Below are 18,044 nucleotides of genomic sequence, written 5' to 3'. Positions count from 1 at the left end.
ATGGTCGCCTTGAGAGATTCTCTCACCGACCTCCGGCTCCTCCCCCGTCATGGCCGGGCTTGTCCCGGCCATCCCGATTCCGTGAGGCGCCGTGCTTTTTGGATCGGGATCACCGGCACAGGGCCGGTGATGACGAAAGCGGGGAGTATCCGACCCGATCTTGAGGAGCGGCGAAGCACCGACCGGCAGTCTCCGACATGAAGGCACAGGTCCAAACCATCGGCATCGCCGGAGCGGGCGCCTGGGGAACGGCGCTCGCCAATGCAGCGGCTAGCGCGGGCAACGACGTGGTGCTCTGGATGCGCTCGTCCGAGCACGCCGCAACGCTCGCAGCGACGCGAAGCAACGAGCGCTTCCTGCCCGGCGTGAAACTCCATGATCGCATCCGTCCGACCGCCGCCCTGGACGATCTGGGTTCCGCGCGCGCCGTGCTTCTCGTCACGCCTGCGCAGACCACGCGGGAGATGAGCGCGGCGCTGGCCGCCGTCCTGCCGGCCGGGTCGCCGCTGGTCCTCTGCGCCAAGGGAATCGAGCGGGGGAGCGGCGCCTTTCTCTGCGACGTGGTGGAAGAAGTGCGTCCCGGCTCGCCCGTGGCCGTGCTCTCAGGGCCCAGCTTCGCCGACGACGTGGCGCGCGGCCTGCCCACCGCCGTGACGCTCGCCTGCCGGGACGCGGCTCTGGCCGAAGACCTCGCGACGACCCTCTCCGGCCCGACGCTTCGCGTCTATCACCGAGGCGACGTGCGCGGCGTCGAGATCGGCGGCGCGGCCAAGAACGTTCTCGCCATCGCCTGCGGGGCTGTGGCCGGAAAAGGCCTGGGCGAGAGCGCCAAGGCGGCGCTGATCGCCCGCGGCTTCGCCGAGCTCCTGCGCTTCGCCCGCGCCTATGGCGGCACGCCCGAGACCCTGATGGGGCTCTCGGGGCTCGGCGATCTGGTGCTCACCTGCTCCTCGGCCCATTCCCGCAACTTCGCCTTCGGCCAGCGCCTCGGCCAGGGGATGAGCGTCGCAGAGGCCGCCGGCGGCAAGCTGGTGGAGGGCGCCGCCACCGCCAGCGCCCTGGTGACGCTCGCGCGGGCGAAGAGCATCGACATGCCGATCGCGGAAGCCGTCGAGCAGGTCCTGTCCGGCGCATGGACCCTCGATCAGGCGGTCGATGCGCTCATGAACCGTCCCATCAAGTCCGAGCACTGAGCATGATCCGAAAAAGCGGATACCGGTTTTCCGGCATGATCATGCAGCACTAAAGAAGAGTACGCGTCGATGGCCTACTGGCTCTACAAATCCGAACCCTCCGTCTGGTCGTGGGATGCCCAAGTGGCGGAAGGCGACAAGGGCACCCACTGGAACGGCGTGCGCAACCACGTGGCCAAGCAGAACCTGATAGCCATGAAAAAGGGGGAACAGGGCTTCTTCTATCATTCCAACGAGGGCAAGGCGGTCGTCGGTGTCGTCGAGGTGATCAGGGAATACTACCCCGACCACACGGACGCGACGGGCAAGTTCGGTATGGTCGACATCAGGGCGGTGAAGCCGTTCCCCAAGCCCGTGACGCTGGACGACATCAAGAAGCAGCCCGGCCTCGAAAAGATGATCCTGGTCAATAATTCCCGCCTCTCGGTGCAGCCGGTGACGGACGAGGAATGGGCGATCGTGTGCCGGATGGGCGGGCTGTAACTTTCCTTGTCATTCCCGGAAGGCCGCGCAGCGGAGGGGAAGGGAATCCCTAGCAATCATGTGAGTGGATCCCCTTCCCTCGCCTGCGGCTCGCCGGGGATGACACCCACCACGTCATGGCCGGGCGTGTCCCGGCCATGACGTGGTGGGTGTCGCGCTCGTGAAAAGTGGATCCGGTTTTCGCGCACCTGACGATGCGCTCACCAAAGGAGGAAGCATCGGATCAATCCCAAAAGTGCAAGTCCACTTTTGGGTCCGATGCTCTAGAGGCGGGTGATGATGTAGCCCAGGAGAGCAAGCGCCACGACCCCGATGGTGGAAAGCAGCATCAGACTGAGCCGGGTCGTCCTGTGGTGACGGGTCAGGCGAGCCTCGATGCTCTCCAGCCTTAGGCGCGTTGTATGGTCACGATCGTTCATTCTGCGACGTGTAATCGATTGCACGGCGGCTGTCTTTGCAAGTTTGCAAGAAGGTTTTCCGACAACGCCAAGTCGGAGATGAGGCGGCGGGTGACCGTCCGGTGCATCCTGGAACCTGAAGGGCGAGGCGGTCAAAAGCCTCGAGTCGGCACGAACCTCTTGAACCTGTCTGGACCGGCAAGGGCTCAGGCTGTAGGGCTCGGCGATGGATAGGAACCTGCCTCCGACGAAGCCATGGGACACGGCCCAACTCGCCCGTTACGGAGCCATGCTCGGGACCCTGGGCGGCATGGTGGGGTACGTGTCTCACGCGTCCAACGATGGATGGTTCTTCCAGGATAGCCCGTTCATGCACGCTCTCACGGATGCAGGGCTCGGCGCCCTCGCCGGAAGCCTCCTGTTTGCCGCCGTCTCTGCCGCCTGCAACCGGCTCAGGCGGAGGCCGTAATTCTGATCATGCCCTTCATGGATCCGCCCGGCTTGATGAGGCGGATCGGATGAGGCGGCGGCTCCTCTTTGCCGGATAGCCGATGATTCCTCGCGATCAGGCGCAGACGAGACGGAACGTGCCGGATGGACGGGCTGTAAGACCGCGGTGTCGTTCCCGGCCGGAGGGCGGCGGAGGCGAAGGGAATCCATGATCCCAAGCGCGTGAGGGATCCCCTTCCCGCACTGCGTGCGCCGGGGATGACACCCACTCCGTCATGGCCGTCCCCGGACTTGTTCCGGGGATCAGTCCCGGCCATCCCGATCAGAAAAGCGCAGCGCCCCCAGCAATCGGGATCACCGGCACAAGGCCGGTGATGACGGAGGAGAAGCGCCCCGTCCCCGGGCCGATCCCGGGTTCTGCTCCGCAGCCCCGGGATGACGCTCTTCCCCTCATGGCCGCCAAAAACCATCAGCGACCAAAGTCCGATCCCGTCCCGCTTGCCCCGACCCTCTCTCTTTCCGTAAATCTAGACCTAAATCCATCAGGCAAGCGTCTGGGAGAAGCGCCATGGAAGAGAAGATCTACGACGTGCCGGCCGAGTGGACGCATCGCGCCTATCTGGATGATGCGGGCTACCTCGCCAAGTACGAGGCTTCGATCAGGGACCCGGAGGCCTTCTGGGCCGAGGAAGCCAAGCGCATCCACTGGTTCAAGGCCCCGACCCGGATCAAGAACACCAATTTCGGCCCCGACAACGTGGCGATCCGCTGGTTCGAGGACGGCGTCACCAACGTGGCCTATAACTGCGTCGACCGGCATCTCCACACCCGCGGCGACCAGGTCGCCATCATCTGGGAAGGCGACGACCCGTCCGAATCGAAGACGATCACCTACCGCGAGCTGCACGCGGAGGTCTGCCGCATGGCCAACATCATGCGCAACCGCGGCGTCGAGAAGGGCGACCGGGTAACGATCTACATGCCGATGATCCCGGAAGCCGCCTATGCCATGCTCGCCTGCGCGCGGCTGGGGGCGATCCATTCCGTGGTGTTCGGCGGCTTCTCGCCGGATTCCCTGGCGAGCCGCATCCAGGACGCCAAGTCCGCCTTCGTCATCACGGCGGACGAGGGCCTGCGCGGCGGCCGCAAAGTGCCGCTCAAGGTGAATGTGGACGCCGCCATCGAGCGCGTCGGCCCCGGCGTGGTCGACCACGTGCTGGTGGTGCGCCGCACGGGCTCGGCCGTCAACATGGTGCCGGGCCGCGACGTCTATTACGACGAAGCCGCCAGCATGGTGTCCGACGACTGCCCCTACGAGGAGATGAACGCCGAGGACCCGCTGTTCATCCTCTACACCTCGGGATCGACGGGAACGCCCAAGGGCGTGCTGCACACCACCGGCGGCTACCTCATCTTCGCGGCGATGACGCATCAATACGTGTTCGACTACCACGACGGCGACATCTACTGGTGCACCGCCGACGTGGGCTGGGTGACGGGCCATTCCTACATCCTCTACGGACCGCTGGCGAACGGCGCCACGACCTTGATGTTCGAGGGCGTGCCGACCTATCCGACCATCTCCCGCTTCTGGGAGGTGATCGACAAGCACCAGGTCAACATCTTCTACACCGCGCCGACCGCGATCCGCTCGCTGATGCAGGCCGGCGAGGAGCCGGTGAAGAAGACCTCGCGCAAGTCGCTTCGTCTGTTGGGTTCCGTTGGCGAGCCGATCAATCCGGAAGCCGGGGAATGGTACCATCGGGTGGTCGGCGACGACCGCTGCCCGATCGTCGACACCTGGTGGCAGACGGAGACCGGCGGCATCCTGATCACGCCGCTGCCCGGCGCCACCCGGCTCAAGCCCGGCTCCGCCACGCGGCCGTTCTTCGGCGTGAAGCCGCAGATCGTGGATGCGGACGGCAAGGTGCTGGAGGGCGCAACCGAGGGCAATCTGGTGATCGCCGATTCCTGGCCGGGCCAGATGCGCACGGTCTATGGCGATCACGAGCGCTTCGTGCAGACCTACTTCTCCACCTACCCTGGCAAGTATTTCACCGGCGACGGCTGCCGGCGCGATGCGGACGGGTACTACTGGATCACCGGGCGCGTCGACGACGTGATCAACGTGTCCGGCCATCGCATGGGCACGGCCGAGGTGGAATCCGCTCTGGTGGCGCATCCGAAGGTGTCGGAGGCCGCCGTGGTGGGCTACCCGCACGACATCAAGGGCCAGGGCATCTACGCCTATGTGACCCTCATGGCCGGCGAGGAGCCGTCCGAGGAGCTGCACAAGGAGCTCGTCGCCTGGGTGCGCAAGGAGATCGGCCCCATCGCGTCGCCCGACCTGATCCAGTTCGCCCCCAGCCTGCCGAAGACCCGCTCGGGCAAGATCATGCGCCGCATCCTGCGCAAGATCGCCGAGGACGAGTTCGGCTCGCTCGGCGACACCTCGACGCTGGCCGATCCCGGCGTGGTCGACGACCTCATCACCAACCGCCAGAACAAGCGCACGCAGGCGGCTTGAGCCGAACGCGATGCAAAGCATGGACAGGATGGCCGGGACGATCCCGGCCATCTTCTTTGCACGAAGCCATCGTGAAGCACGATTGACGGCGTCCGATGAACGCCCGTGACGTGCCAGGACGCACACCTTGGCCGGAGGAACGCCGTTGAGCTCCTCGTGCTCGAAGAGTAGGGTCGAGCCCGTTCTTCCAGGAGCCCGTTCCATGGCCTTGAAGCGTCTTTTCACCGATCATCCGGAATCCGCGGGTGAGAGCTATTTTGAGCACATGAACGTCGCCTTGAGCTTCGCCGGCCCTCTGCTCGTCGCGGGCCTGGCGGCCCTGGTCCACGCCTTCCTGCCCTTCCTCTTCCTCACGACCGCCAGCCGCACGGTGAAGCAGCTGCATGCGCGGATGCTGAACCGCCATCCGCACCCGGTTTCGCACGACGCCCGTGACCGGATGCTGGCCTGGGATCCGGTGATCTGAGCCTGCACCGGCAGGCCAGGCTGGAACCGTAGCCTTATCTCTCGCGTCTCACCCTCACGCATGTTCCGCAGGAGGGTTCGAGACATGGGCGCGCGCGCCGCATTCGCCATCGCCGCCGTCATCGCGGTCGTCGCCGCAAGCAGCGGCGCGTCCGCCCGGGAGGTCGTGCCCTTCGAGGGGCGCGTGTCGCCCGGCACCATCGTCATCAAGACGGCCGAGCGGCGGCTCTATTACGTGCGCGGCGACGGCACGGCCCTGCGCTACCGCGTGGCGGTGGGCAAGCCCGGCAAGCAATGGTTCGGCGAGGCGCGGATCGACGGCAAATACGTCAGGCCCGCCTGGGCGCCGCCGGCCGAGGTCAAGCGCGACAACCCGCGCCTGCCCGACGTGATCCCCGGCGGTGCCCCGAACAATCCCATGGGCGCCAGGGCGCTCACCCTCAATCTCGACGAATATGCCATCCACGGCACCAACCGCCCGGGCTCCATCGGCACCTACGCATCCTACGGCTGCATCCGCATGCTCAACGAGGACATCGTCCATCTCTACGATCAGGTGAGCGTGGGCACGCGGGTGGTGGTGGTGCCGTAGCCGGGGACGACGCTTAAGAGATCTAGCTTTGTACCTCTACAGCCTCATCCCGAGAGCCTGGCTCACCATACGCTTCCCTCGCTGTCATGGCCGGCCTTGTGCCGGCCATCCCGGTTGGAAGGGCGCGGCGCTCCACGGCCTTCCTCCAGGAGCCAGGCACTCAGGATGACGAGTGAGTTCGATTACAGCGGCTGATACAAATCCGCCCGCGTCGGCGGCAGGCCCGAAGGCCCGCGCGCGCGCTTCGACGCCAATGTCTGGTTCACGCCCACCGCCGCGCGCTCGAAGGCGAGCGAGCAGCCGGCGAGATAGAGCAGCCACATACGGGTCTTCTCCGGCCCGACGAGCGCCTCGGCCTCCTTGCGGCGGGCATTGAGGCTTTCCCACCAGAGCCTCGTCGTGCGCTGATAATGCTCGCGCCAGGCCTCCACGTCATGCACCTCGAAGCCGTGGCGTTCCAGGTTGGAAACGGACATGCCCAGGTGGTCGAGCTCACCGCCGGGGAAGATGTAGCGGGTGAGCGCCTTGTATTCGGGCTTGAGCTTCTGAAACGCCTTGTCGCTGCGCTTGGCGCGCCGTGCGATGGTGTGATGCAGATAAAGCCCGCGCGGGCGCAGCAGGCGATTCACGGCGCCGAAATAGGCCGGGTGGTTGGCGATTCCCACATGCTCGAACATGCCGATGGACGAGATCTTGTCGAACTCGCCTTCCATCTGGGTGAAGTCCTTCACCAGCACCTCGACCCGGTCCTGCAGCCCGAGGCGCTGCACCTTGTCCCGCGCCAGCGCGGCCTGCTCCTCGGCGAGCGTCACGCCGGTGGCCTTGACCCCGTAATGCTGCGCCGCGTGGCAGATGAGCGCCCCCCAGCCGCAGCCGATGTCGAGCAGGCGCTCGCCGGGTTTGAGCCGCAGCTTGCGGCAGATCATGTCGAGCTTGTCCCGTTGCGCGCGGGCGATGTCGTCGTGCCAGTCCGGCTGGAAGTACGCGCAGGTATAGACCATCTCCGGGTCGAGGAAGAGCCGGTAGAACTCGTTCGACACGTCGTAATGGTAGGCGACGTTCTGCTTGTTGGTCCGGGGCTTCCCGTCGCGGGCGTCCGGCTTGTCCTCGACCCGGGCGAGCGGGCGCGGCATGTCGGCGGGCGCGCGCAGGAAATGATACGCGGTCTTGAGAGCTTTCAGCTTGCTCAAGGCCTTCAGGCGCCTGCCGGCCTTCTGCGGGCGCTGGGAGGCGAGATCGAAGATGGTGCCGTTCTTGAGATCGATGAGCCCCGCCACATAGGCGTTGAGTGCCGTGTCCAGGTTCGGGCGGCGCAGGAGGGCGGCGATCACGCTCTCGCGCCGGATGACGAGACGCATGGCATAGGACGGCAGATCAGCCGGGATCGTCGAGCCGTCCCACAATTCGAAGCCGAACTGGAGATCGAGCGCCCGGTGAGCATCGCTCAACAGGTCCCGGAACATTCCCAGCCGCGCCGTCTCGCCCGCCCCAGCCATGCGCCCTCCCCTTTTGCGGCAAGGTAGCGGGAGGCCGGCGAGGGAACAACAGGTGCTTTCGCTCCTGATGGGTCTTCACCAATTAATTCGCCACGTCCGCTGCACCTGCGAGATCCGAGAGATGCCGGAGCTTTTCGGGATTGCGCACGATATAGACCCCGACGATGCGGCCATCCTCGATGTCGAGGGACGTGGTCTGCACCATGCCGTCCTTTTCGAGGGTGACGAAGCCGGGCAATCCGTTGATCAGCCCCTTGTAGAGAACGGGAGGCAATTGGCCTTCGTCCTTGCGCGCCACGCCCATGAAGAGGCCCGACACCCGGCGGAAACCGAAGAGCGGGTTGAGGGCCGCATTCCGGATGCCGCCGCCATCCGTGTAGGAGACGACGTTCTCCGCCAGGAGATTTCGCAGCGCCGTCAGGTCGCCGCTGCGCGAGGCGGCGAAGAATGCATCGGTCATCCGCTCGCCTTCATCCCGGTCGATGGCGTAGCGCGGCCGGTCCGCGCGGACGTTCTTTCGCGCGCGGGCCGCGAGCTGGCGGCAAGCGGCCGGGTCCCGGTCCAGGGTCGTGGCGACCTCGTCGAATCCGAGCCCGAAGACGTCGTGCAGGAGAAAGGCTGCGCGCTCGAGCGGCGAAAGCCGCTCCAGGGCCATCATCAGGCTCAGCGACAGATCCTCGCTCATGTCCTCCTGTTCCGCTTCCAGGACCGGCTCGGGCAGCCAGGGCCCGATATAGGTCTCGCGCTTGACCCGCGCCGATTTGAGGATGTCGAGGCACAGGCGCGTGACCGTCTTGGACAGGAAGGCGCCCGGTTCGCGGATGGCGGACCGGTCCGTCTGGTGCCAGCGGATATAGGTTTCCTGCACCACGTCCTCGGCTTCCGCGATGGAGCCGAGCATGCGGTAGGCCAGGCGGACCAGCCCCGGCCTGAGGGGCTGGAACCGGTCCGCCGCGTCGCCGTCAGGCGGCAGCACGGCTTGCCTCGACCGGATGGATCGAACGGAAGCCGATGGCCAGACGGTTCCAGGTGTTGATCGCGCCGATCATCAGGGTCAGATTGACCTGCTCGACGGGTGTGAAGTGCCGGCTCAGCTCCGCATAATCCTCGTCGGGAGCATGGGTCTCGGCCACCAGGGTCAGGGCTTCGGTCCACGCGAGCGCAGCCCGCTCGCGGTCATTGAACAGCGGCGATTCCCGCCAGGCGTTGAGGAGATAGATCCGCTCCTCGGTCTCGCCGCTCGCGCGGGCATCCTTGGTGTGCATGTGGAGGCAGAAGGCGCAGCCGTTGATCTGCGAGGCGCGGATCTTCACCAGCTCGAGCAGGTTGTGCTCCAGACCGCTGTTCTTCAGGGTCTTTTCCAGCTCCACCATCGGCTTCAGGGAACCGGGGGCGACTTCGAAGGGAATCAAACGGGCTTTCATCGTCTTGGTCCTCATGGATCGTGTTGCTCACGATGCTAAGACGAGGCAGCGATGCCAGATGTGACATGAGGCCGAAAAAAATGGTCTCTAAAAATCGCTCGTCAGGCCTTTCACCTCCCAATCCTCGTAGCGAACGGGCTCGAGGCCGCCGCGGCCCTGGAACTCCTTCTGCTTCGCGAGTTCGGCCGCGCGGGCATCGATCTCGAGCCGGCGCTGGGCGGCCTCCGCGAGAGCCCTTTGAGCCGCAGGGGACAGGGGCTTGCCGGGAGCCGCGCCTTCGACGGGGCCTTCGGGGGGAGTATTGTCGTTCATGCTCATGAGGTGCCTTATGCCAGATTTCCGCCCCGTTGGGAGGAAGCTCTTGAAAGTTCGCCCCACCGCATTCCGGCCCTGCCTCGTCATGGCCGGCCATGACGGGAAGGTCTCACGGCGAGCCGGACTTCGAGGAAGAACCCTTGGGAGGGAGCTGGACCGTTCCCACATAGGGTTCAACGGATGGATTTCGTGTTGACCACGAGGTGGAGACCCCGATGAACACCGTCAAGACCGGAATGCTGCTGGCGGGCCTGATGGCCCTGTTCGGCGTCGTCGGCTATTTCCTGGGCGGCGGCACCGGCATGATGATCGCGTTGGGTCTGGGCCTCGCGACGAATGTCTTCGCCTATTGGAACTCGGACCGGCTGGCGCTCGCCGCCCATCACGCGGTGGAGGTGGACGAGCGCACGGCGCCCGAGCTGGTCCATATGGTGCGCGATCTTGCAGGGCGCGCCGGCCTTCCCATGCCGCGGGTCTATCTCATCGACAATCCGCAACCCAATGCGTTCGCCACCGGGCGCAACCCGGAGAATGCGGCGGTCGCCGCCACCACGGGCCTCCTCCACATGCTCTCCCCTGACGAGGTGGCGGGGGTGATGGCGCACGAGCTCGCCCATATCAGGAACCGCGACACCCTGATCATGACGGTGAGCGCGACCATTGCCGGCGCCATCGCGACGCTGGCCCAGTTCGGCTTCCTCTTCGGCGGCCGGGGCGAGAACCGGCCGAACCCGATCGTGATGATCGGCACGGCGCTGCTGGCACCCCTGGCCGCCATGATCATCCAGATGGCGATCAGCCGTTCGCGGGAATACGACGCCGACCGGATGGGGGCACAGATCTCCGGCCAGCCGCTGGCGCTCGCCTCGGCGCTCGCCCGCATCGCGGGCGGCGTGGCGCATATTCCGAACCCCGATGCGGAGCGCCGCCCCGCGACCGCCTCGCTCTTCATCATCAACCCGCTCTCCGGGCAAGGCGTGGACAATCTGTTCTCCACTCATCCCGCGACGGAAAACCGGATTGCGGCCCTGCACGCTTTGGCGCAGGAGATGGGCACGCCGGCGCAGCCCGCCGGCTCCTTCGCGCAGAGTTCATCGAGTCCCTGGGGTTCCACCGGGGGCTCAATCGGAGGCTCGACCGGCACCCGCCGCGGGCCCTGGGGATAACGTTTTGAATCAATCGGACGAACAGGCAGGCCTCGGGCCCCGCCGCCTTGCCTGGATGGCGGTGACGGAAGCCATGAAGCGGCGCGTGCCGCTCGACGACGTGATGGAGGAATTGGCCCAGACGGAAAATCTGTCCGGCCGCGACGAGGCGCTCGCCCGCGCCATCGCCATCGTGACCTTCCGGCGCCTGGGCACCCTCGGACGGGCCTTGAACGAGCGGCTCAACAAGCCGCCGAAGGACGAGCGCCTGATGCATCTGCTGGCCACCGGCGCGGCGCAGATCCTGTTTCTCGACGTGCCCGACCATGCCGTCGTCGACAGCGCCGTGCAGCTTGCCCAGAACGATCCCAAGCTCCATCACGCCGGTGGCTTCATCAATGCCGTCCTGCGCCGCGTCGCCCGCGAGCGCGAGGAAATCCTGAGCCAGGACGATCCCTGGCTCGACACGCCGACCTGGCTGGAGGAGCGCTGGATCGCGCAATACGGCGAGCCGCTCGCCACGACCATCGCCGAGGCGCACCGCTCTTTGGCCTCCGTCGACCTGACGGTGAAAAGCGATCCGGCAGCCTGGGCGGAACGCCTCGGCGGGATTCTCCTGCCCACCGGCAGCGTCCGCCTGAAGGAGCGCACGGCCATCCGCGAGCTGCCCGGTTTCGAGGAGGGTGAATGGTGGGTTCAGGATGCCGCCGCCGCCCTGCCGGCCCGCCTGCTGCAGGCGAAGCCCGGCGAGCGCATCGCGGATCTCTGCGCCGCACCCGGGGGCAAGACCGCGCAACTCGCGGCGGCCGGCGCCGATGTGCTGGCCGTCGACCGTTCGGCCAAGCGGCTGCAGCGGCTCGAGGAGAACCTCTCCCGCCTCCACCTGAAGGCTGAGACCCGCGCCATCGACGCGGAGAAGCTCGACTCAGGCCCCTTCGACGCCATCCTGCTCGATGCCCCCTGCTCGGCCACCGGCACCATCCGCCGCCATCCCGACGTGGCCTGGACCAAGAGCGAGGAGGACATCCGCAAGCTTTCCGGATTGCAGGCCCGCCTGCTCGACAAGGCGGCAGGCCTCCTGAAAGTCGGCGGACGGCTGGTCTACTGCACCTGCTCGCTGGAAGCCGAGGAAGGCGAACGCCAGGCGGAGGGCTTCCTCGACCGCCATCCCGAATTCATCCGCATGCCCATCGCGCCCGACGAGATCGGCGGCGTCGCCGAGTGCATCACGCCAGAGGGCGATATCCGCACGCTGCCGAGCCAGCTGGCGCTTTCGGAGCATGATCGCAGCGGCCTCGACGGCTTCTTTGTCGCACGGTTTGTGCACAAGGGACCGCGATCATAGTGAATCCTCCCTTACCTGTTGTTAACCGGTCAGCAGGAACTCCTCACCTAAGTTGGCTGGGATTCAAGCGAACAAGGGGAGCGCCACGGGTGGATTTCGGGCCGGATCGCTGGCGTCTGTACAGGCTTGCCGCTCGCGAGGCAGGCCGCGCCATGCGCGAAAGCGCGGTCTGGAGCCTGTCCCGGCTCTCCAGCGCGCCGGTGCCGACGCGGCTTCTCTTCGCCCCCCAGGATCTGCGCACGGCCGATCCCACCATCGCGACCGACATCTATTCCGGCTTCTTCGCCTTTTCCGGCCGCGCCATCACCACCAGCGGGCGCTCCCCCTTCGCCTTCACGCCGCCGAGCCGCGCCTGGGGCGAGGCGCTCTACGGCTTCGGCTGGCTGCGGCACCTGCGGGCGGCCGGCACGGCGCTCGCCCAGGCCAATGCCCGCTCCCTGGTGGACGAGTTCGTCACATCGAAGCTCGGCGACAAGCGGATCGCCTGCAGCCCGGAGATCACGGCGCGCCGGCTCATGTCGTTCATCAGCCAGTCGCCGCTGATCCTGGAAGGCGCCGACCACGCCTTCTACCAGCGCTTCCTGAAGATCATCGGCCAGCATGTCCGCACCCTGGAGCGGCAGGTCCGCTCAGGCGCCCTGCCCTCCCAGCAGCTGATGGCCGCCATTGCGCTCTGTTATGCCGGCCTGTGCTGCGAGGGCCTCGAGCGGAACCTGAGGCGCGCGAGCCGCCTGCTCGCCCGCGAACTCGAATGGCAGATCCTGGCCGATGGCGGGCATGCGAGCCGCAATCCCCGCATCATCGTCGATCTCCTGTTCGATCTTCTGCCCCTGCGCCAGATGTTCGCCAGCCGAGAGGTCGACACGCCCGACGCCCTGCTCCACGCCATCGACCGGATGCTGCCGATGGTGCGGCTGTTCCGGCACGGGGACGGCACGCTGTCCCATTTCAACGGCATGGGCGTGACCGCGGCCGATCATCTGGCGACGCTGCTCACCTACGACGACATGCGCAGCCAGCCCATTCACCACGCGCCCCATTCGGGCTACGAACGGCTCGAGGCCGGACGCACGCTGCTCGTCGCCGACGTGGGCGCTCCGCCGCCGCGGCCCCTGTCCCAGGATGCCGGGGCCGGCTGCCTGTCCTTCGAGTTCTCGAGCGCCGCCCAGCGTATCGTGGTCAATTGCGGCACCCCCTACATCGCGGGCAATGCGATCATCCAGGCCTCGCGTTCGACGGTGGCGCATTCCACCGCCTCCATCGACGACGTCTCGTCCAGTCAGATCGTCGACAAGAAGGGGAGTTGGCTGCACCGCCGGATCTCCGCCTGGATCCTGCGCCGGGTCGGCCCCGTGGTCATCAGCGCGCCGGAGCGGGTGACGGCGGAGCGCAGCGAACGCGAGCACGCCCAGCTGCTGAGCGCCAGCCATGACGGATATAAAGCCCGTTTCGGCATCACCCACGAGCGGCGCTGGCAGCTTGCCCCCAAGGGCAACGTGCTGGAAGGCGAGGACAATTTCTGGAGCGAGGGCGGTCAGGCCGGGACCGTGCAGGCCATCATCCGCTTCCACCTGGCGCCCGGCATCAGGGCGAGCCGCGCGCAAGGCGGCCGCGTGGTGATGCTGGTGCTGCCCAACCGGGAGGCCTGGCAGTTCTCGGCCGCTCCGGTCGAGGCGGAGCTCGAGGACAGCGTATTCCTGGCGACCGCAGAAGGCATGCGGCGCACCGAGCAGATCGTACTGACGATCCGCCCGGGCGAGACCCCGACCGTGCGCTGGCGCTTCGAGCGCCTCGCCCGCACGTTCAGCTCCGAGCAGACTGCAGAGCCAGGACCGGAGCTGATCTGAAGATAGTCCTGTGAAAAGTGCTGCTTATGCACGTGTGGGATTTTTAGTCCCTTGTGCCGCAGATATTGAAACAGGGGTGGGCTGCATCTCTGATGAGGCCGTTCATGGGAATAGTCGCGACACCATAAACAGAAGAGGGTGAATGGAGCGGTTTGTCATCATTTCCGGCTGTTCAGGCGGTGGCAAATCTACCTTGCTTGCTGAGCTTGGCAGGCGTGGCCACCGCATGGTGGAGGAGCCTGGCCGACGAATCGTCAAACAAGAACTGCAAGAAGGTGGGACGGCGCTTCCCTGGAAAGACGAACGGGCATTTTCTCAACGTGCAGTCGCTATGGCCCTGGAAGATCGAGCAGCAGCAGCAACTCTGAATGGATGGGTGTTCTTTGACAGGAGCTTGGTGGATGCTGCGGCTTTTCTACAGCACCTGACGAACGAGCCGATTCTTACTTCACTCGCTCAGTCGCACCGCTACCACCAAACTGTGTTCCTGACGCCGCCATGGCCAGAAATATACGTCAATGATCCAGAGCGGCGTCACGACATGAAAGCAGCGGAGGCTGAGTATTCTCGCCTGCTGGAAGCCTACCCATCCCTTGGATACAAAGTTTCTATCTTGCCCAAGGTCAGTGTGTCAGAACGTGCTGATATTATCGAAAGGGCTCTAGCAGGTGGATTGCGCTGTTCAGGTCCTATGGAATGCCAGTGATCAGCGACAACGGATTTGCCGCCCACTGCGCAAGGGAGCAGCCTGAAACACAGTCCTCCCCGGTTCCCATCCCCGGCCCGCCGTGGTATCGCGCCCGCATCTTTTTCCTTGAATGGAGCGGCCGCCATGCCGAGCGACCTGAAGCGCGTATCCCGCGCTCTGCTTTCCGTATCCGACAAGACGGGGCTCGTGGACTTCGCGCGCGCGCTCTCCGAGCGCGGCATCGAGCTGGTGTCCACCGGCGGCACGCATAAGGCGCTCAGCGAGGCGGGCCTGCCCGTGAAGGACGTGAGCGAGCTCACGGGATTTCCGGAGATGATGGACGGGCGCGTGAAGACGCTGCATCCCGCCGTCCACGGCGGCCTGCTCGGCATCCGGGTCAATCCGGAGCACCAGGCGGCGATGCTCGCCCATGGCATCCAGCCCATCGACCTCCTGGTGGTGAACCTCTATCCGTTCGAGGCGACGGTCGCGGCCGGCAAGCCCTCTGACGATTGCATCGAGAACATCGACATCGGCGGCCCCGCCATGATCCGCGCGGCGGCCAAGAACCATGGCGACGTGGCCGTGGTGGTGGACGGCGGCGATTATGGCGCCGTTCTGGAAGATCTCACCAAGTACGACAGCTCCGTCACCCTGACCCTGCGCCGGCGCCTGGCCCAGAAGGCCTATGCCCGCACCGCTGCCTACGACGCGGCGATCTCCAACTGGTTCGCCGCCGAGCTCGGCGAAGAGACGCCACCCTTCCGCGCGCTCGGCGGCGCCATCGCGGAGGTCATGCGCTACGGCGAGAACCCGCATCAGAGCGCCGCCTTCTACCGCACGCCGGAGAACCGCCCGGGTGTCGCCACCGCGCGCCAGGTGCAGGGCAAGCAGCTCTCCTACAACAACATCAACGACACCGATGCGGCCTACGAGGCCGTGGCGGAGTTCGCGCCCGAGCGCTCAGCCGCCATCGTGATCGTCAAGCACGCCAACCCTTGCGGCGTCGCGGAGGGCACCTCCTTGCGCGAGGCGTACGAGAAGGCCCTGCGCTGCGATCCGGTCTCGGCCTTCGGCGGCATCGTGGCCATGAACCGGCCGCTCGACGCGGAGGCTGCCAAGGCCATCACCGAGATCTTCACGGAAGTGATCATCGCGCCCGACGCCACCGAGGAGGCGATCGCCATCGTGGCGGCCAAGAAGAACCTGCGCCTGCTGCTGGCCGGCGGCCTGCCCGATCCGCGCCAGGAGGGCCTGACCCTGCGCACGGTCGCGGGCGGCTTCCTGGCGCAGAACCGGGACAACGCCGTGGTCGACGCCATGGACTTGAAGGTGGTGACGAAACGCGCCCCCACCGACCGGGAGCTGGAGGACCTGCGCTTCGCCTTCCGCGTCGCCAAGCACGTGAAGTCGAACGCCATCGTCTACGCCAAGGATCTCGCGACGGTAGGCATTGGGGCCGGCCAGATGAGCCGCGTCGACTCCTCCCGCATCGCCGCTTGGAAGGCCGTCGAGGCCGCGAAGGCCGCGAACCTTCCCGAGACCCTCGCCAAGGGCTCGGTGGTGGCCTCCGACGCCTTCTTCCCCTTCGCGGACGGCCTGCTTGCCGCAGCGGAGGCCGGCGCCACCGCGGTGATCCAGCCCGGCGGCTCCATGCGCGACGACGAGGTCATCAAGGCGGCCGACGAGGCCGGCCTCGCCATGGTGTTCACGGGCCACCGGCACTTCCGGCACTGAGAATGATGCTGTCCGTCGCGGCTCATCCACCGTCATCACCGGCCTTGTGCCGGTGATCCCGATTGAGTGAAGCGCCGCGCCTCACCGCATCGGGATGGCCGGGACAGGCCCGGCCATGACGTGACACGGCGTGGAGGTCTCATCGAGACGCCCGCTCCCCCATCATGATGATGACATTTCTCCTCTCCCTTCCCATCTGAAGCGGAGCAGAAGGAGACATGCATGATCATCACCACCACGCCGAGCATCGAAGGCCGCCGCATCGCTTCCTATCGCGGCATCGTCTCGGGCGAGGCCATTCTCGGCGCCAACGTGTTCCGCGATTTCTTCGCCTCCATCCGCGACGTGGTCGGCGGACGCGCGGGATCCTACGAGCGCGTGCTGCGCGATGGACGCGACACCGCCCTCCAGGAGATGATCGAGGAGGCCCAGCGCCTCGGCGCCCATGCGATCGTCGGCGTCCACCTCGATTACGGCGCGCTCGGCAAGAACGAGGGCATGATGATGGTGTCGGTCAGCGGCACGGCCGTCACGCTGGAGTGAGCAGCGCTCACACCCGCTTCACGCCGCTCAGGAGCCAGAATCCGACAAGCAGGAACAGGATCAGCACCGCCGGTCCGGCGGCTTGCGTCTGGAACACGGCCGTTGCGACGGCCACGGCGAGCGGCGCGAGGAAGGACGTGACCTTGCCCGAGAGTGCCAGCAGGCCGAAATAGCGCCCGGCCTCGTGGGCCGGAACCAGCCGCGCGAGCAGGCTGCGCGAAGAGGCCTGCAGCGGTCCCGCCACGGCGCCGATGACGAGGCCGAGCAGCACGAACAGCTTTTCAGGCGCGGAGGCGTAGAGGCCGTCGTCGGCCGCAGGCGGCGCGGTCGGCACCACGAAGAGAATATGATCGCGCCCGAGCGAGAGAACGCCGACGCAGACGAGCGCGAGAATGGCGATCGATCCGAGGATCACCGGCTTTGCGCCGATGCGGTCGTCGAGCCGTCCGCCAGCCAGCGCGCCGAGCGTGCCGGTGACGGTGAGCAGGATGCCGAAGATGCCGAGCTCGATGGCCTGCCAGCCGAACACGCCTGCCCCGTAGATGCCGCCGAAGGCGAACAACGCCACCAGGGCATCCTGATAGACCATGTTGGCGACGAGAAAGCGCCCGACGCTCTCGTGTCGCCGCGCGTCGGCGATGGTGCCCCTCACCTGCTCGAACCCCTTTCGGGCCGCCTCCTTCAGGCTCATCCCCGAGCGCGGAACGTCCGGCGTGAAGAGGAAGAGCGGCAGCACGAAGACGAGGAACCACAGGGCCGAGAACGGTCCCGTGATGCGGTCGCCCTCGCGCGTCGCCGGATCGAGGCCGAACAGCGGGTGCAGGCCGAAGACCGTCTTCATCGTTACCGGGTCGGCGGCGAGAAAGCCGAGCACGATCACGAGCGACACGAGACCGCCCAGATAGCCCATCGCCCAGCCCGTGCCCGAGAGGCGGCCGTAGCGTTCCGGCGGCACGAGATGCGGGATCATGGCGTTGTTGAACACCGCCGCCACTTCCACCGCCACCGTACTGAGCGCAAAGCCCATGAGGGCAACCATGATGGCATGGGGCTGTTCCGGCGCGGCGTACCACAGCGCGAAGGATGCGATGAACAGCACGAGGCCGCAGGACGCGATCCAGGGTTTCTTCGGCCCCGTCGCATCGGCGATGGAGCCGAGCACCGGCGACAGGATGGCGAGCACGAGCCCTGCCGCTGCCGTCGCATAACCCCACAGGCTCTGACCCGTGACCGGATCGGGCGCGAGCGCGGAGGCGAAATAGGGCGCGAAGACGAAGGTAGTGACCAGGGTGAAGAAGGGCTGGCAGGCCCAATCGAACAGGAGCCAGCCGAGGATCGCGGGACGCGAGGCCTTGTGTGAGGGCGCAAGGGGATTGATGTCTCTCACTGGGCTTTG

Annotated in this window: 18 protein-coding genes; 12 read left to right on the top strand and 6 right to left on the bottom strand. The window is 66.4% G+C overall.

The genetic code is table 11. From position 1 onward, the window contains the following. Positions 1-197: 197 nt before the first annotated feature. Both KHP60_RS12685 and KHP60_RS12680 read left to right on the top strand, forming a co-directional pair. On the top strand, positions 198-1,193 hold the full coding sequence (locus KHP60_RS12685; protein ID WP_213564607.1) for an NAD(P)H-dependent glycerol-3-phosphate dehydrogenase: 996 nt from the start codon (positions 198-200) through the stop codon (positions 1,191-1,193). Positions 1,194-1,262: 69 nt separating this feature from the next. Further along, the gene (locus KHP60_RS12680) at positions 1,263-1,676 is read left to right on the top strand and encodes an EVE domain-containing protein (RefSeq protein WP_213564605.1); all 414 of its coding nucleotides are present in this window, start codon (positions 1,263-1,265) and stop codon (positions 1,674-1,676) included. Between the two features lie 263 nt (positions 1,677-1,939). Here the strand turns inward: KHP60_RS12680 and KHP60_RS12675 are convergent, their stop codons facing one another. Further along, the gene (locus KHP60_RS12675; protein ID WP_213564603.1) at positions 1,940-2,095 is read right to left on the bottom strand and encodes a hypothetical protein; all 156 of its coding nucleotides are present in this window, start codon (positions 2,093-2,095) and stop codon (positions 1,940-1,942) included. 205 nt (positions 2,096-2,300) lie between these two features. Between KHP60_RS12675 and KHP60_RS12670 the strand changes: the two genes are divergently transcribed. From KHP60_RS12670 to KHP60_RS12655, 4 genes are all read left to right on the top strand, one after another. Beyond that, entirely contained in the window at positions 2,301-2,543 is a 243-nt protein-coding gene (locus KHP60_RS12670) for a hypothetical protein (RefSeq protein ID WP_213564601.1), read from the top strand. A gap of 549 nt (positions 2,544-3,092) precedes the next feature. Beyond that, positions 3,093-5,051, top strand: a complete 1,959-nt coding sequence (gene acs / locus KHP60_RS12665) for an acetate--CoA ligase (RefSeq protein ID WP_213564600.1) — start codon at positions 3,093-3,095, stop codon at positions 5,049-5,051. Positions 5,052-5,253: 202 nt separating this feature from the next. Further along, a complete protein-coding gene (locus KHP60_RS12660; RefSeq protein WP_213564599.1) occupies positions 5,254-5,517 on the top strand; it encodes a DUF6356 family protein in 264 nt (87 codons plus the stop codon). An 84-nt stretch (positions 5,518-5,601) separates the two neighbouring features. Beyond that, entirely contained in the window at positions 5,602-6,108 is a 507-nt protein-coding gene (locus KHP60_RS12655) for a L,D-transpeptidase (protein WP_213564598.1), read from the top strand. Between the two features lie 182 nt (positions 6,109-6,290). On the opposite strand, the gene KHP60_RS12650 is transcribed toward KHP60_RS12655, so the two are convergent. The 4 genes from KHP60_RS12650 to KHP60_RS12635 form a co-directional block, all read right to left on the bottom strand. Further along, positions 6,291-7,604 carry a class I SAM-dependent methyltransferase gene (locus KHP60_RS12650; RefSeq protein WP_213564597.1) on the bottom strand — a complete coding sequence of 438 codons (1,314 nt, stop codon included), beginning with the start codon at positions 7,602-7,604 and terminating at the stop codon, positions 6,291-6,293. Positions 7,605-7,686: 82 nt separating this feature from the next. Further along, on the bottom strand, positions 7,687-8,580 hold the full coding sequence (locus KHP60_RS12645) for a sigma-70 family RNA polymerase sigma factor (RefSeq protein WP_213564596.1): 894 nt from the start codon (positions 8,578-8,580) through the stop codon (positions 7,687-7,689). Further along, positions 8,567-9,028: a carboxymuconolactone decarboxylase family protein gene (locus tag KHP60_RS12640; RefSeq protein ID WP_213564595.1), complete on the bottom strand. Its 462-nt coding sequence runs from the start codon at positions 9,026-9,028 to the stop codon at positions 8,567-8,569. The genes KHP60_RS12645 and KHP60_RS12640 overlap by 14 nt, the downstream gene beginning before the upstream one ends. 87 nt (positions 9,029-9,115) lie before the next feature. After that, positions 9,116-9,340, bottom strand: coding sequence for a DUF1674 domain-containing protein (locus KHP60_RS12635; RefSeq protein ID WP_249688744.1), 225 nt, complete (start codon positions 9,338-9,340; stop codon positions 9,116-9,118). A gap of 218 nt (positions 9,341-9,558) precedes the next feature. Between KHP60_RS12635 and htpX the strand changes: the two genes are divergently transcribed. The 6 genes from htpX to KHP60_RS12605 all read left to right on the top strand — a co-directional run bounded on the left by htpX (position 9,559) and on the right by KHP60_RS12605 (position 16,648). Continuing rightward, positions 9,559-10,509, top strand: a complete 951-nt coding sequence (gene htpX / locus KHP60_RS12630) for a zinc metalloprotease HtpX (RefSeq protein ID WP_213564592.1) — start codon at positions 9,559-9,561, stop codon at positions 10,507-10,509. Between the two features lie 55 nt (positions 10,510-10,564). Then, positions 10,565-11,833 carry a transcription antitermination factor NusB gene (locus KHP60_RS12625; RefSeq protein ID WP_213564704.1) on the top strand — a complete coding sequence of 423 codons (1,269 nt, stop codon included), beginning with the start codon at positions 10,565-10,567 and terminating at the stop codon, positions 11,831-11,833. Between the two features lie 89 nt (positions 11,834-11,922). After that, entirely contained in the window at positions 11,923-13,680 is a 1,758-nt protein-coding gene (locus tag KHP60_RS12620) for a heparinase II/III family protein (protein ID WP_213564591.1), read from the top strand. 142 nt (positions 13,681-13,822) lie between these two features. Continuing rightward, on the top strand, positions 13,823-14,386 hold the full coding sequence (locus KHP60_RS12615; RefSeq protein ID WP_213564589.1) for an AAA family ATPase: 564 nt from the start codon (positions 13,823-13,825) through the stop codon (positions 14,384-14,386). A gap of 126 nt (positions 14,387-14,512) precedes the next feature. Next, a complete protein-coding gene (gene purH, locus KHP60_RS12610) occupies positions 14,513-16,105 on the top strand; it encodes a bifunctional phosphoribosylaminoimidazolecarboxamide formyltransferase/IMP cyclohydrolase (RefSeq protein ID WP_213564588.1) in 1,593 nt (530 codons plus the stop codon). Positions 16,106-16,327: 222 nt separating this feature from the next. Further along, on the top strand, positions 16,328-16,648 hold the full coding sequence (locus KHP60_RS12605; RefSeq protein ID WP_009493654.1) for a heavy metal-binding domain-containing protein: 321 nt from the start codon (positions 16,328-16,330) through the stop codon (positions 16,646-16,648). Between the two features lie 7 nt (positions 16,649-16,655). Here KHP60_RS12605 and KHP60_RS12600 read toward each other — a convergent pair whose 3' ends face one another. Beyond that, positions 16,656-18,035 carry an MFS transporter gene (locus KHP60_RS12600; RefSeq protein ID WP_213564587.1) on the bottom strand — a complete coding sequence of 460 codons (1,380 nt, stop codon included), beginning with the start codon at positions 18,033-18,035 and terminating at the stop codon, positions 16,656-16,658. Positions 18,036-18,044 lie beyond the last annotated feature (9 nt).

Origin of the sequence: Microvirga sp. 3-52, assembly GCF_018383585.1 — a bacterium.
Lineage (GTDB): Bacteria > Pseudomonadota > Alphaproteobacteria > Rhizobiales > Beijerinckiaceae > Microvirga.
The sequence above is the reverse complement of the archived record's forward strand: the minus strand, read 5'-3'. Positions and strand labels throughout refer to the sequence as shown.

Excerpts from the sequence above, each read along its gene's own strand:
- purH (WP_213564588.1), top strand. The coding sequence starts at position 14,513 with ATGCCGAGCGACCTGAAGCGCGTATCCCGCGCTCTGCTTTCCGTATCC.
- KHP60_RS12685 (WP_213564607.1), top strand. The coding sequence starts at position 198 with ATGAAGGCACAGGTCCAAACCATCGGCATCGCCGGAGCGGGCGCCTGG.
- htpX (WP_213564592.1), top strand. The coding sequence starts at position 9,559 with ATGAACACCGTCAAGACCGGAATGCTGCTGGCGGGCCTGATGGCCCTG.
- KHP60_RS12635 (WP_249688744.1), bottom strand. The coding sequence starts at position 9,340 with ATGAACGACAATACTCCCCCCGAAGGCCCCGTCGAAGGCGCGGCTCCC.
- KHP60_RS12670 (WP_213564601.1), top strand. The coding sequence starts at position 2,301 with ATGGATAGGAACCTGCCTCCGACGAAGCCATGGGACACGGCCCAACTC.
- KHP60_RS12625 (WP_213564704.1), top strand. The coding sequence starts at position 10,565 with ATGGCGGTGACGGAAGCCATGAAGCGGCGCGTGCCGCTCGACGACGTG.
- KHP60_RS12675 (WP_213564603.1), bottom strand. The coding sequence starts at position 2,095 with ATGAACGATCGTGACCATACAACGCGCCTAAGGCTGGAGAGCATCGAG.
- acs (WP_213564600.1), top strand. The coding sequence starts at position 3,093 with ATGGAAGAGAAGATCTACGACGTGCCGGCCGAGTGGACGCATCGCGCC.
- KHP60_RS12680 (WP_213564605.1), top strand. The coding sequence starts at position 1,263 with ATGGCCTACTGGCTCTACAAATCCGAACCCTCCGTCTGGTCGTGGGAT.
- KHP60_RS12615 (WP_213564589.1), top strand. The coding sequence starts at position 13,823 with ATGGAGCGGTTTGTCATCATTTCCGGCTGTTCAGGCGGTGGCAAATCT.
- KHP60_RS12655 (WP_213564598.1), top strand. The coding sequence starts at position 5,602 with ATGGGCGCGCGCGCCGCATTCGCCATCGCCGCCGTCATCGCGGTCGTC.
- KHP60_RS12605 (WP_009493654.1), top strand. The coding sequence starts at position 16,328 with ATGATCATCACCACCACGCCGAGCATCGAAGGCCGCCGCATCGCTTCC.
- KHP60_RS12660 (WP_213564599.1), top strand. The coding sequence starts at position 5,254 with ATGGCCTTGAAGCGTCTTTTCACCGATCATCCGGAATCCGCGGGTGAG.
- KHP60_RS12650 (WP_213564597.1), bottom strand. The coding sequence starts at position 7,604 with ATGGCTGGGGCGGGCGAGACGGCGCGGCTGGGAATGTTCCGGGACCTG.
- KHP60_RS12640 (WP_213564595.1), bottom strand. The coding sequence starts at position 9,028 with ATGAAAGCCCGTTTGATTCCCTTCGAAGTCGCCCCCGGTTCCCTGAAG.